Genomic DNA, 13,087 nt, shown 5'->3' on the forward strand with positions numbered 1-13,087 from the left:
AGCCGTCACCATGCGGTTCCTTCGCATAGCGCTGACCGTCGTCATCCTGGGCTTCATAGCCTCGGCGATCTATATCTCTGCGCTGGTCTTCCAGCGCCAGACCGCCCTTGAAGGCGTTGGCCTGGGCAATGTCACCTGGATGGTGGCCCAGGCCCCCAGCGAATTCGCCCGGCTCGAACAGCGCGTCAGCGCTTTTGCGGCGGGCGACCCCAACATTTCCGCCGACGAGGTGAAGCTGCGCTTCGACATCGTCGTCAATCGCCTCAAGACCCTGCGCACCAAGGACGTCGAGAATTTTGCGCTCGCGGATCCGCGCGTCGGCAAGACGCTCGACGATCTGGAAGTGGCGCTCGAGAATGCACGGCCCCTGCTGGCCGAACTCGACGTTCCCGGCACGCCGGCAAAAATCCTGACCATTCTTGAGCCGATTTATCCCAAGCTGGCCCGGCTCTCGACCGACGCCAATGTGTGGAACGTGGCGCGGATCGAGGCCGACAGGCAGGGCCTGTTCACCCTGCAATGGGCCTTCACCTATGTTTCCATCGGCATGATCGTCTGCGGTGTGTTTCTCACCGCCCTGCTGCTGCTGCACAATGGTCTCCTGGGTCGCGCGCAGGAAGTCCTGCAGCAGAAGGAGCGGACCCTGGCCCTGCAGAATGCGCGCTTTGACGCGGCGCTTGATGCCATGTCGCTTGGCCTCTGCCTCCTCGACGCGCACAACCGCGTCATCGTCTGCAATCCTCGCTTTCTCGCCATTTTCGGCCTCAACACGGCACGCGCAAAGCCGGGCACTGCGATCGCCGATCTGATCGACGCCGACCTGCTTGTCGACCATGAGGACGATCAGTCGGGTGACAATGCGGACTTCGCTTTGCTCAACAACCACACCCGTCACCTGCCCAATGGCATGGTGCTGGAAATCTCGCGCGAACCCACCGCGGAAGGCGGCTGGGTCTGCACGTTCGAAGACGTGACCGAACGCCATCGCGCACAGAACCGCATCGTGCATATGGCGCACCATGACAACCTCACCGGCATGGCCAATCGCCTGCGCTTCTGGGAGAGCATCGGCCAGGCCGTACGCGGGCTCTCGACGCGCGCCCAACCCTTCGCCATCCTCTATCTCGACCTCGACCGGTTCAAGGAAGTCAACGACACGCTGGGCCACCCGGTCGGCGACGCCCTGCTGCGCCAAGTTGCCGAACGCCTGCGGGCCACGTCATCGGCGCGCGATATGGTTGCGCGTCTCGGTGGCGACGAATTCGCCGTGCTCCACTATTGCCTCGACACGTCCGCCGACAGTTCGCAGGCGCTTGCCGAGCGCATCATCGCCAGCATCGCCCAGCCCTATCATATCGAGGACAACGAGATCGTCGTCAGCACCAGCGTCGGCATCGCCATGGCGCCGGTCGATGGCAGCGACGCCGATCAGCTGATGAAAAATGCCGACCTCGCGCTCTATAGCGCCAAGGCGGAAGGCGCCGGCACCTATCGCTTCTTCTCCCCGCAGATGGAAAAGTCGCTGCAGAACCGGCGCCACCTCGAAATGGACCTGCGTGGCGGCATCAAGCTCGGCCAGTTCGAACTGTACTATCAACCGTTGGTGCGCCTCGATACCGGCCGCGTCGTATCCGGCGAAGCGCTGATGCGCTGGCGCCATCCCGAACACGGCCTGATTTCGCCGGCCCAGTTCATTCCGCTCGCCGAAGAGACCGGGGCCATCGAAGTCCTGGGCGAATGGGCGCTGCAACAGGCCTGCCAGGACGCACTCAACTGGCCCGATCATGTGCGCGTTTCGGTCAATCTCTCGCCGGTCCAGTTCCGCGGTGCGGGTCTTGTCGACATCGTCAAGGCGGTGCTGGCGACGAGCGAACTCGACGCCCGCCGACTCGAACTCGAAATCACCGAGTCGGTCCTCCTGCAAAACAACGCAGTCAACCTCGAATCCCTGCACCAGCTACGGGGATTGGGCCTCACGGTCGCGCTCGATGATTTCGGCACCGGCTATTCTTCGTTGAGCTACCTCCAGCGCTTCCCCTTCGACAAACTCAAGATCGACCAGAGCTTTGTGCGCGATCTCGCAGACCGGCCAGACAGCCTCTCCATCGTGCAGTCGATCGCCACCCTCGGGCGTAACCTGCGGATGACCACTACCGCCGAGGGCGTGGAAACCCAGGCCCAGCTCGATATCATCACCCGCGCCGGCTGCACCGAAGCCCAGGGCTACTTCTTCGGCGCGCCCATGCCCGAAGCAGAATTCCGCGCCATGCTGATGCGCGAAGACCGGGTGAGCGCCGACGTCTGAACGCTATCTGGATTGGGCTTGCGCCTATTCCCAGTCTTGCCCTCGAACCGTCCCCGTGCGAAAACCACGTTGACGTAAAGGGAAAGACAATGACCAATCCTGTCACCCAAGATCGACGCCATTTCGAGGATCTCGTTGTGGGCGAAGTCATCAATCTCGGCCAGACGACCGTGACCAAGGAAATGATCTTCACCTTTGCCCGGGAATTCGACCCCCTGCCCTTTCACATCGACGAAGAAGCGGCCAAGAAGAGCCTGCTCGGCGGCTTAGCCTCGAGCGGCTGGCAAACAGGCGCCCTGAGCCTCCGCATGCTCGTCGACAGCTTCCTGAACAAGATCGCCTCGGCCGGCGGCCTGGGCTTTCAGGACCTGAAATGGAAAAACCCGGTCATGGCCGGCGACACCATCGGCGGCACTGTGACCATTACCGGCCTTCGGCGCTCGGGCAGCCACCCGCAATGGGGGATCGTGACGCTCGATTTCGACATTCGCAATCAGGGCGACAAGCCGGTGATGAGCATGCGGCTTTCCAATATCGTCGAATGCCGCGGGGTCGCAGCATGACCCGTTGGTTCGAAGACATTGTCATCGACGAGGCCTTCCCCCTCGGCGACCACACCTTTTCCGAGGAAGAAATCATCCGCTTCGGAAAGCTCTACGATCCGCAATATTTCCACATCGATCCTGCGCTGGCCAAGCACAGCCACTTCGGCGGCCTCGTAGCGAGCGGCTGGCACACGGTCAGCGTCGGACATCGAAAAATGGTGGATGCACTCGATGTGGAAGCGGACCGTCTCAAGGCCCAGGGCGACGAGCCCGGCGTTTCCGGCCCCTCCCCCGGCGTCAATTCCATGGAGTTCAAGGTGCCGGTCCGCCCCGGCGATACGGTCACCTATGAACTGATCGTGACCGGCAAACGGCCATCCAATTCTCTTCCCGGCTGGGGTCTGCTCTTCAACCGCCTCACGGCGACCAACCAGCGTGGCGAACTGGTCTATCGCGCCGAAATCGTGGGCTTTTCCAAGCTGCGCGACTACTCCATGCCGCTCAAACTAAAAGTGTTGCTCGCGCTCACCAGAGTGCCGGTGATCGGCCCGCTTCTGCGGCGGAGCACTTGAAAGGCAGAGGGCACACCGGCACTCTCCTTGCATGCGCCGATTCGCCCTTGCTCTATTGCTGTTTCCCGCCTTGTCCGTGCCCTCCATGGCGCAACTTTATCAAGGCAACTGGTCCTGCCGGGACGCGACGACCAATCGCGTCGGCATTCTGACGATTTACGGCAATGTCTATGGCTGGGCCTCGCGCACCATGGCCGACCCCAATTCGGGCACCGGAACGGTTACGCCCTATCAGGACGGCGTCGGCTTCAACGACGGCAACCTCAAGGCCAATCTCGGCGTCCAGGCCGCCCGTATGGTGGAAGACCCCGTCAACGGCGTCGCTGTGCAGCTTGAAACGGCCGACACCATCGTCATGCTCTGCACGCCGCGCTGAGCCGGTTTTCCCATCGATCCCAGCCGCGCACTAGCGCGTGTCGGGTCGAGCCCGGCAATAACAATAGAGAAGCTCTCCCACATTCCCCAGTCTCTGGAGCCCCTCCAAAAGGTAGGGGCTTGACCTTTTTCGCCGATTGCACAATTTAGAGGGGCAATGCCGGGCCCCTCTGGTCATGGGTTCTCCATGGCGATGTCGGAATTGCTCCACCTCGTTACATGGAGAAGGTCCGGCGTATGGAAACGCTTCTTGCCGCCCTTTCGGGCGATTTTCTCGGAACCCCCGTCTATTTCTGGATCGCGTTCATCGCGATCGTCATTGGTCTGCTTGTTTTCGACCTCGGCATTCTGCACAAGGATGAGCACGAGATCGAAGCCAAGGAGAGCCTGCTGCTCTATGGCTTCTACGTCCTGATTGCCCTCGCCTTCGGCGCCTGGGTCTGGTTTCAGCGCGGCGCGGAAGCCGGTCTTGAATTCTATACCGGCTACCTGATCGAGCAATCGCTCGCGATGGACAATATGTTCGTCATCGCGACGATCTTCGGTTTCCTGGGCATCCCAAGGCTTTACCAGCACCGCGTGCTCTTCTGGGGCATTCTGGGCGTCATCGCCTTCCGCGCCGTCCTGATCGGCGTTGGCGCTGCGCTTGTCTACCAGTTCAACTGGATCCTCTTCTTCTTCGGCGCCTTCCTGGTGTTCACCGGCATCCGCATGTTCAAGCATGAGGATGAAGAGCCGAGCATGGAAGACAACAAGATCTTCCAGTTCCTCAACAAGCGCTTCCGCATCACCAAGCAGCTCCATGGCCGCAATTTTACGGTCAAGCAGCCCCACCCGACCACCGGCAAGCTGGTCACCTGGCTGACCCCGCTCGCCGTGGCGCTGATCATGGTCGAAATCGTCGACCTGATCTTTGCCGTCGACTCGGTGCCCGCCGTCTTCGCGGTGACGCAGGACACGTTCATCGTCTACACCTCGAACATCTTCGCTATCCTTGGCCTTCGCGCGCTCTACTTCGCGCTGGCTGCAGCGATGAACCGCTTCCGTTACCTGCAGGTCTCGCTGGCGATCATCCTCGTGCTGATCGGTATCAAGATCTTCCTCGTGCCGCTGCATATCCACATCGATACGCTGCTCTCGCTTGGCGTGACCATCGGCATCCTCGCTGGCGGCGTTTTCTACTCGCTGTGGAAGACGCGCAACGAGCCCAATATCAGCGTCGAAGAAGACCCCAAGCAGGGCCATCTCGAACCCTGATCGGGCCTGACTACTCAAAGAGGCGACCCGGTTGACCCGGGCCGCCTCTTTTTTGTATATTTCTCTGCGCAACGCGCTTTGGAGGCCTTGTCCAGAAATGATCTGAAACCGCACCCCTGACGCTTCTGACTTGTCTTGGCACCCCCGCATCGGGGACCGGCCAGTCATGATGGCGCGCGTGGCAGCGGTCGATCTACGGACGGCCCAAATCTCTCCCTAGTCTACCTCTGCCCGGCCCCATCGGCGTCTCTGCTTTTCCGCATCCGCGTGCCATTCGGCGCGCCCTGTTTCACTTGCTTGGCCACCGGAAAATAGCCGGGGCCAGAAGGATAGACTTATGCCGAAAAACCCATTCCAGCGTCCGCAGCCGATCACCCCTTCGCACAACGTGCCACGGCACGGACTACAGCAGCCCCAGCCCCAAAAGCTGCAGGCAAAATCCAAGGTTCCGGCCCAAAAGCCCGGCCTGCCGCCGCTCGAAAAGCTGCTGGGCAACCAACAACACCACTAAAATGGGTGAGGCCGGTGGAAAACACCGGCCTCACTTTTCCAAGCGCCAACAAGAGCTTCGTTTGCTTGAGCACAGTCGAGCGCTTCGCAAGCAAAGCAGTGCTCTAAACTTGCCGCATTTGCCCAATAGCAGAATTGTCATAATGACAAAGGAGAAGCGCAAATGGGTGTGATCCACGAGATCGTCTTCGACTGCGACAAGCCGGCCGTTCTCGCTCGTTTCTGGGCCGAACTTCTCGATGGCTATGATGTGCGACCCTATGATGCGGACGAGATTGCTCGCCTTGCAGCCCTCGGCCTGACGCCGGAAACGGATACGACCGTGATGGTCGATGGCCCTGGCCCTTCGATCTGTTTCCAGAATGTCGATGGACGGGTCTATGACAATAACCGCGTGCATCTCGACGTCGAGACCGGCAATCGCAGCAGCGAGGTCGAACGGCTCAAGGCAGCTGGCGCCACGGTAGACCGGGTTCTGCCCACCTATACGGTGATGCGCGACCCCGAGGGCAACCAGTTCTGCCTCGTCGATCCCCGCATGACGGAAATGGCAGCGGCCTGATCGCAAAGGTGCTGACACGCGTTGTCAGCGCCCGCCGCTACATAGGGACCATCCAATTCGAGGAGAGACCCATGTCGCTGATCGCAACCTGCCATTGCGGCGCCACGCGCATCACCCTGCCCTATCTGCCCACCGACATCAAAAGCTGCAACTGCACCTTCTGCCAGCGCACAGGCGCGGTCTGGGCCTATTTCGAAGAGGGCGAGCTCGAGTTCAACTCGCTCGATAGCGACAAGATCTATTCGGCAAGTGGCGGCATGAACGAGCACCACTTCTGCTCCAACTGCGGCATCCACACCTGGGGCAGTTCGCCGGATTGGGCATCGGCCTACAATGCCGACGGCACGCCCAAGGGCGAACCGGGCGTCATGCCCAGCAAGCGTAGCCTCGCCATCAACCTCAATGCTGTCGATTCGCTCGATTGGTCGCATGTGAAAATCGAGAAGATGGACGGCCGGAACAACTGGTAGGCCCAAACAAAAATCCCCGCTTTCGCGGGGATCTCTCAACGCCGAATGGCGACGCCTCTGGAGACGGGCTCAGTGCCCTTCGAAGGCCATCAGCGCGTTCACATTGACCTTTTCCGCGCGCAACTTGTCAGCGCCGCCGAGGTCCGGCAGATCGATGGCGAAGGCGGCGTGATCGCAGACGGCGCCGGTACGGCGGATCAGGCCAACCGCAGCAATGGCTGTGCCGCCTGTGGCGATCAGGTCATCAACGATAAGCACCTTGTGCACATCGCTCAGCACGTCGGCATGGATCTCGATCGTGTCGACACCGTACTCCAGCGCATAATTCTGGCCGATCGTCGTGCCCGGCAGCTTGCCGCGCTTGCGGACCGGCACGAAGCCCACGCCCAGCGCAATGGCAACGCCCGCGCCGAAGATAAAGCCGCGCGCTTCGATACCGGCAACATGGGTAAAGCCCAGCCCACGGTGGGCGGCAGCGAGACGCTCGACGCTTTCCTTGAACCCTTCCGGGTGCTCGATCAGCGTGGTGATGTCACGAAAGAGAATCCCCGGCTTGGGATAGTCCGGAATCGTGCGGACGAGCGACTTCAGGTCGAGCGACATGGAAGGCCTTGTAAGACTTGGGTCAGGGAGTGCGGCGACCGACAATGTGGCGGGCGATGACGCCGGCATTGTAGGCGACATTGCGCGTGGCATTGGCAGCGGCTTCGCGGGCCTTGGGATTGTTGGCCACGGCCTGAATGCCGGCACGGACGGCCGGATGGCGGCTCATGGTCATGGCGGCGGACACGACGGTGACAGCCAGGCGAATGGCGGACAAGGCAACCTCCTCCCACAAAACCAATATAGTTCCATATTGCGTTTGAGGGCCGGAATGGCAAGGGCCTTGCGAGAGTGTGACGGGAAAAAGAAAAGGGGCCCAACGGGCCCCGATCCTAAACTTCAGTGTATGCCCTGCGAGCGTAGCTCTTCGGGCCTGACCACATAAAATCGCCCCACTGGGGCGATTTTGCCGCAGAGCGGCCAGTGGTCAGTGTTCGATACCAGCCCAGATCTTGCGCTTGGTGCCGTACATCAGGCCGGCAAACAGCACGAGGAAGATCAGCACGGCAAACCCGGTCTGCTTGCGCGAAACGAGGTGCGGCTCGGCCATCCACATCATGAAGGCAGCGACGTCGGTCGAGTACTGTTCCAGCGTTTCCGGCACAGACTGGCCATCTTCGCCTTCGGCATAGTCGACCGAACCATCCGCCAGCGGCGGCGCCATGCCGATGGCGTGGCCGGGGAAGTAGTCGTTGTAGTACTTGCCTTCAGGCAGCTGGAAATCGTGCGGCGCAGTTTCCGGCACTTCTTCATGGTAGCCGGTCAGCAGCGCATGGATATAGTCCGTGCCGCCTTCCTGGTAACCGGTGAAGTAGTTGAAGATCCAGGTCGGGAACGGATCGGTCACGCCGCGGGCCTTGGCCAGCACCGAGAAGTCCGGGGGCAGCGAACCACCATTGGCGTCGCGGGCCTCCACATCGTTGGCGAAGGGCGACGGCCAGCGATCGGCCGGCACGGCCGGACGACGACCGCCGTCAGCCGTGATGTCGGCCACTTCATATTCAGCCGCGAGGGCACGAACCTGCGCTTCCGAGAACTGGGGGCCACCGGGCTCCATCAGATTGCGGAAGGAGATCAGGTGGGCGCTGTGGCAGCTCGAGCAGACTTCGCGGAAAACCTGGAAGCCGCGCTGGAGCTGGTTGGTGTCGTAGGTGCCGAAGATGCCGCCGAACGACCAGGCCTGGCGTTCGACATGGGCACCGCCCTCGGCTGCCTGGGCCGGAGCCATGGCAAGACCGGCGACAAGCGCTGCTGCGGCGATGATGAGCTTACGGATGTTCATGTTATTCGCCCCGATCACGCGTGTGCAGTCTTGCCGAGAACGCTCTCGGAAATGCTGGTTGGCAGGGGCTTTGGCGTTTCGATACGCGACAGCACCGGCAGGATCACGAGGAAGTACAGGAAGTAGTAGCCCGTGCAGACCTTGGCGAGGACGGTATAGATGCCCTCGGCCGGCTGCGCGCCCAGATACATCAGGCCAACGAAGTTGATGGCAAAGAGCGCGAAGAACCACTTGAACATCGGGCGGAACACACCCGAACGGACCTTGGACGTATCGAGCCACGGCACGATCAGCAGCATGAGCATCGCGCCGCCCATGGCGATCACGCCGCCGAGCTTGGAGTCGATGAACAGCACGTTGAAGTCGATGGCGCGCAGGATCGTGTAGAACGGCAGCAGGTACCATTCGGGCACGATGTGAGCCGGCGTCACCTGGGCATTCGCCATGATGTAGTTGTCGGGGTGACCCAGAATATCAGGTGCGAAGAACACGAACCAGGCAAACGGGATCATGAAGAGCACCATGCCGTAGAGATCCTTCATCGTGTAGTACGGATGGAAGGGCACGGTATCACGGCTGTCCTTCACCTCGACGCCGACCGGGTTGTTATTGCCCGGAACGTGCAGCGCCCAGATGTGCAGCGCCACGACGGCAGCGATGATGAACGGCAGCAGGTAGTGCAGCGAGAAGAAGCGGTTCAGCGTCGGATTGCCCACGGCAAAGCCGCCGAGCACGAGCTGCTTGATATTTTCGCCGACCACGGGAATGGCCGTGAAGATGTTCGAGATAACCGTCGCACCCCAGAAGCTCATCTGGCCCCAGGGCAGGATGTAGCCCATGAACGCAGTGGCAGTGGTGAGCAGGAAGATCACGACGCCGAGGATCCAGAGGATTTCGCGCGGTGCCTTGTACGAACCATAGAAGAGGCCACGGAACATGTGGATATAGAGCGCGATGAAGAACATCGAGGCGCCAACAGCGTGGGTTGCCTGGATGATGCGGCCGCCATTGACGTCACGACGGATGTGCTCGACCGAGTCGAACGCCATCGCCACGTTGGGCGTGTAGTGCATCGCAAGGATGATGCCGGTGACGATCTGAACGCCAAGGCACATCACGAGAATGGCACCGAAAGTCCACCAGTAGTTGAGGTTCTTCGGCGTGGGGAAGTCCATGAGATGTTCTTTGGCGAAACGCACCACCGGCAGGCGGTCGTCCAGCCACTTCTCAACGGCATTTCCCGGAACGTAAGTCGAATGTTCTGACATCGGAAAAGCCCCCACTAACCGATCTGGACCAGCGTATCGCTGAGGAATTCATACGGCGGCACAACCAGATTCTTCGGTGCGGGGCCGCGGCGGATACGACCAGCCGAGTCATAGTGCGAACCGTGGCACGGGCAGAACCAGCCATCGAAATCGCCTGCTTCGCCAACAGGGATACAACCCAGATGGGTGCAGTTGGCGATCATGATCAGCCACTGTTCGTGGCCGGGCTTGGTGCGTGCCTCGTCGGTTTCCGGGTCCTTGAGGTCGGAGAGCGGGACAGCTTGGGCTTCCGTGATCTCGGCCGCCGTACGGTGACGGACAAAAACCGGCAGGCCGCGCCACATGATGGTCACCGACTGCCCTTCGGCAATCGGGCCCACATCATATTGAATGCTGGCAAGCGCCAGCGTGGACGCGTCCGGATTGAGCTGATTGATCAGCGGCCATACCACCGCGGCGGCACCAACAGCGCCGACGGCGCCAGTGGCGACGAAGAGAAAATCCCGCCGGTTGGTGGATGAGTGTTCTGCTTGCGTGGACAAGTCCGTTTCCCCGTACGATGCACTAAATGACGGAACCGGCTCCAGCCCTCGACACCATAAGCAGAATCGACAAGCCAGCCGCCCTCAAGCGGTCCGTCAGTTGGGGTTCTTTTTGCACTGTCGGGCGGGCTTGTCCAGTGCGCGACGGGTGACAGTTTGCTCAAGCGCAACTATATCCTAACGCCGACCCTCTCGGATGGACCGGGCACGACCCGGGGACAACGCCCTTGTCGCTCGATCTCGCCCTCTATCAGCCTGACATTGCCAACAATACCGGCACGCTTGTGCGCCTGGGCGCCTGCCTCGGGCTCGCCGTCCATATCATCCACCCCTCCGGCTTTCCCATTACGCCACAAAACCTGGCGCGCAGCGGACTCGACTATGTGGAGCACGCAGTGATCCAGCAGCACGACAGTTTTGAGGCCTTTGAGGCGTGGCGGGCCCAGCAAGGCCGCCGCCTGGTGTTGCTCACCACCAAGTCCAGCCAATCGGCCTATGACACGCGTTTCGCTTCCGGAGACATTTATGCTGGGCCGCGAAAGCGCCGGCGTTCCTGATTCTGTTGCCGAGCGCAGCGATCTGCGCATCCGCACTCCCATGCGCCCCGGTTTGCGCTCGATCAATGTGGCGCTCGCCGGCAGCATGATAGTTGGCGAAGCCATGAGACAGATTGGCCGCTTTACAGAGCTTTCCTGAAGGTCCATTTCCCCGTTATGACCCTCCCTGCCGATATCGAAACCAAAAAGACCGCCGCCGCAGCCTGGTTCCGCGCACTGCGCGACCAGATCTGTGCCGGCCTTGAAGCCATCGAAGCCGAAGTCACCGGCCCCAATGCCCACATGCCCGCCGGCAAATTCGAGCGCACCCCCTGGGATCGCGCCGCGGGCGGCGGGGGCGAAATGTCCATGCTGCATGGTCGCGTCTTCGAAAAGGCAGGCGTCCATATCTCCTCGGTCCACGGCAATTTCTCCGAAGATTTTGCCAAGCAGATGCCGGGCACCGAAGCGGGCACCGCCTTCTGGAGTTCGGGCATTTCGCTCATCATACACCCGTGGAACCCCCATGTTCCAGCCGTGCACATGAACACGCGCATGATCGTCACCGGCAAACAGTGGTGGGGCGGCGGCGCCGACCTGACACCAGTGCTCGACCGCAAGCGCACCCAGGACGATACCGACACGATTGAATTCCACGCCGCCATGCGCGAGGCCTGCGAGGGCCGCCCCGGCGTCGACTACGACCGTTTCAAAGCCTGGTGCGACGAATACTTCTTCCTGCCCCACCGCAACGAACCGCGCGGCATCGGCGGGATTTTCTATGATCACTTCAATTCCGGCGACTGGGACGCCGACTTCGCCTTCACCAAGGCCGTCGGCGAGGCGTTCAACACCATTTATCCCAAGCTGGTCCGCCGCCACTTCGAAACGAACTGGACTGAAGCGGAACGCGACGAGCAATTGGTGCGCCGCGGCCGCTACGTCGAGTTCAACCTGCTCTATGATCGGGGCACGACCTTCGGCCTCAAGACCGGCGGCAACGTCAATTCGATTCTCTCCTCCATGCCGCCCGCGGTGAAGTGGCCCTGAACCAAGGCTAGCGATGAGCCTGACCGACCTCCACATCGAATTCTATCGCTCGGTCCGCAATCTGCGCCTGCCGGTGCGACGGCTGACTGTGCTGGTGGGCGCCAATGGTGTCGGCAAGACCAATATCTATCGCGGTCTGGAACTGGTGCGGGCAGCAGCGACCGGCGACCTCGCTATGTCTATCGCGCGCGAAGGGGGATTGGCCTCGGTCCTCTGGGCCGGCCATCGCCGCGTCACCGAGGGACCGCGGCTCTGCCTCGAAGTTGGCCTCGACATGGATGGACTGGAGAAAGATACCGCCTTCCTGCCGCGCTATCGCGTCGAGATCGGCTTTGGCGATGCCAAATACCAGGCGGTCTTTGCAGAAGAGCCGCAGATCAAGCTCGAGAGCCTCGTACTTCCCGGACGTCGCGCCGTGACGCTGCTGGAGCGCAAGGGACCGGCCGGCTGGTATCGCGACGATAGCGGTGCGCGCCGCCAGTTCGAAGATCTCTTGCTCGCCAGTGAAACTGCCCTGTCCGCGGTCCGTGGCACGGTGCCCGAACTCGATGCCGTCCGGCATCTCCTCGCCAATTGGCGCTTCTATCACGGCTTCCGCACCGATCAGGATGCACCGCTGCGCCGCCCCTCTCTGGCCGTCACAGCACCACTGCTCGACGCCGACGGCGGCAATCTCGCGGCGGTCTTTGCGACGCTGACGCATATCCGCGGCGATACGCTCGAACTGGACGCCGCCATCGACGCGGCCTTTCCCGGCGCCAAACTGGTCGTGCCGCCGCCGGGCAAGACGGCCGAATTCTCGCTGGTCTTTCCCGACCTGCCCAACCGCCCCTTCGGCGCGGGCGAACTCAGCGATGGCACGCTGCAATTTCTGGCCCTGCTGGGCGCCCTGCTCTCTTACCGCCTGCCACCGCTCATCGCTCTCAATGAACCCGAAGCGAGCCTCCACCCGGACCTATTGCCCGCGCTGGCCCGCGCCATCGCCAAGGCGGCGGAACGGACGCAGGTTTGGGTGGTGACGCATTCGCAAATTCTCGCCGATGCCATCGCGGATCAGACCGGCATCGTGCCGCGAACCGCGATCCGCAAAGACGGTGGCACCTCCATCTTGGGGCTTTCAGAGCTGGGCATATTTGCCGACGAATAATGGAACCCTTGGTCCAACCGCTTCGTTCCCTCCCTTACCCTTGAGATTCAAAGGAGGAAAACG

The 13,087-nt window shown here is 61.5% G+C and carries 15 protein-coding genes and 1 pseudogene; 11 read left to right on the forward strand and 5 right to left on the reverse strand.

Features of this window, described 5'->3' with window-relative positions:
• Positions 1 to 10: 10 nt before the first annotated feature.
• The 8 genes from NVV77_RS00085 (at position 11) to NVV77_RS00120 (ending at position 6,596) form a co-directional block, all read left to right on the forward strand.
• On the forward strand, positions 11 to 2,305 hold the full coding sequence (locus tag NVV77_RS00085) for an EAL domain-containing protein (protein ID WP_295409365.1): 2,295 nt from the start codon (positions 11 to 13) through the stop codon (positions 2,303 to 2,305).
• 89 nt (positions 2,306 to 2,394) lie between these two features.
• Positions 2,395 to 2,868: a MaoC family dehydratase gene (locus NVV77_RS00090; protein ID WP_295409368.1), complete on the forward strand. Its 474-nt coding sequence runs from the start codon at positions 2,395 to 2,397 to the stop codon at positions 2,866 to 2,868.
• Complete coding sequence (locus tag NVV77_RS00095; protein ID WP_295409371.1) at positions 2,865 to 3,422, forward strand: MaoC family dehydratase; 558 nt, start codon at positions 2,865 to 2,867, stop codon at positions 3,420 to 3,422. The genes NVV77_RS00090 and NVV77_RS00095 overlap by 4 nt, the downstream gene beginning before the upstream one ends.
• Before the next feature lie 85 nt (positions 3,423 to 3,507).
• Positions 3,508 to 3,798, forward strand: coding sequence for a hypothetical protein (locus tag NVV77_RS00100; protein WP_295409373.1), 291 nt, complete (start codon positions 3,508 to 3,510; stop codon positions 3,796 to 3,798).
• A 236-nt stretch (positions 3,799 to 4,034) separates the two neighbouring features.
• Positions 4,035 to 5,054: a TerC family protein gene (locus NVV77_RS00105; RefSeq protein ID WP_295409375.1), complete on the forward strand. Its 1,020-nt coding sequence runs from the start codon at positions 4,035 to 4,037 to the stop codon at positions 5,052 to 5,054.
• 337 nt (positions 5,055 to 5,391) lie between these two features.
• On the forward strand, positions 5,392 to 5,565 hold the full coding sequence (locus NVV77_RS00110; RefSeq protein ID WP_295409379.1) for a hypothetical protein: 174 nt from the start codon (positions 5,392 to 5,394) through the stop codon (positions 5,563 to 5,565).
• Positions 5,566 to 5,727: 162 nt separating this feature from the next.
• Positions 5,728 to 6,126 (forward strand): VOC family protein, encoded by a 399-nt coding sequence (locus NVV77_RS00115; RefSeq protein WP_295409382.1) that lies wholly within the window; start codon positions 5,728 to 5,730, stop codon positions 6,124 to 6,126.
• A 71-nt stretch (positions 6,127 to 6,197) separates the two neighbouring features.
• Positions 6,198 to 6,596 (forward strand): hypothetical protein, encoded by a 399-nt coding sequence (locus NVV77_RS00120; RefSeq protein WP_295409385.1) that lies wholly within the window; start codon positions 6,198 to 6,200, stop codon positions 6,594 to 6,596.
• A gap of 69 nt (positions 6,597 to 6,665) precedes the next feature.
• Here the strand turns inward: NVV77_RS00120 and NVV77_RS00125 are convergent, their stop codons facing one another.
• The 5 genes from NVV77_RS00125 to petA all read right to left on the reverse strand — a co-directional run bounded on the left by NVV77_RS00125 (position 6,666) and on the right by petA (position 10,291).
• Positions 6,666 to 7,199: an adenine phosphoribosyltransferase gene (locus tag NVV77_RS00125; protein ID WP_295409387.1), complete on the reverse strand. Its 534-nt coding sequence runs from the start codon at positions 7,197 to 7,199 to the stop codon at positions 6,666 to 6,668.
• A 22-nt stretch (positions 7,200 to 7,221) separates the two neighbouring features.
• Positions 7,222 to 7,416, reverse strand: a complete 195-nt coding sequence (locus tag NVV77_RS00130; protein WP_035080537.1) for a hypothetical protein — start codon at positions 7,414 to 7,416, stop codon at positions 7,222 to 7,224.
• 210 nt (positions 7,417 to 7,626) lie between these two features.
• Positions 7,627 to 8,481 carry a cytochrome c1 gene (locus NVV77_RS00135; protein ID WP_295409391.1) on the reverse strand — a complete coding sequence of 285 codons (855 nt, stop codon included), beginning with the start codon at positions 8,479 to 8,481 and terminating at the stop codon, positions 7,627 to 7,629.
• A 14-nt stretch (positions 8,482 to 8,495) separates the two neighbouring features.
• Positions 8,496 to 9,749: a cytochrome b/b6 gene (locus NVV77_RS00140; protein WP_295409394.1), complete on the reverse strand. Its 1,254-nt coding sequence runs from the start codon at positions 9,747 to 9,749 to the stop codon at positions 8,496 to 8,498.
• A gap of 14 nt (positions 9,750 to 9,763) precedes the next feature.
• Positions 9,764 to 10,291, reverse strand: coding sequence for a ubiquinol-cytochrome c reductase iron-sulfur subunit (petA, locus tag NVV77_RS00145; protein WP_295409397.1), 528 nt, complete (start codon positions 10,289 to 10,291; stop codon positions 9,764 to 9,766).
• Positions 10,292 to 10,518: 227 nt separating this feature from the next.
• On the opposite strand from petA, the pseudogene NVV77_RS00150 reads away from it, so the two are divergent.
• The 3 genes and pseudogenes from NVV77_RS00150 (at position 10,519) to NVV77_RS00160 (ending at position 13,024) form a co-directional block, all read left to right on the forward strand.
• Positions 10,519 to 10,987: pseudogene (locus NVV77_RS00150) on the forward strand (tRNA (cytidine(34)-2'-O)-methyltransferase).
• Positions 10,988 to 11,004: 17 nt separating this feature from the next.
• Positions 11,005 to 11,877, forward strand: coding sequence for an oxygen-dependent coproporphyrinogen oxidase (gene hemF, locus NVV77_RS00155; RefSeq protein WP_295409399.1), 873 nt, complete (start codon positions 11,005 to 11,007; stop codon positions 11,875 to 11,877).
• 13 nt (positions 11,878 to 11,890) lie between these two features.
• Positions 11,891 to 13,024 (forward strand): AAA family ATPase, encoded by a 1,134-nt coding sequence (locus NVV77_RS00160; RefSeq protein WP_295409402.1) that lies wholly within the window; start codon positions 11,891 to 11,893, stop codon positions 13,022 to 13,024.
• The last annotated feature ends 63 nt before the right edge of the window (positions 13,025 to 13,087 follow it).

It is taken from the genome of Devosia sp. (assembly GCF_024707125.1).
Lineage (GTDB): Bacteria > Pseudomonadota > Alphaproteobacteria > Rhizobiales > Devosiaceae > Devosia.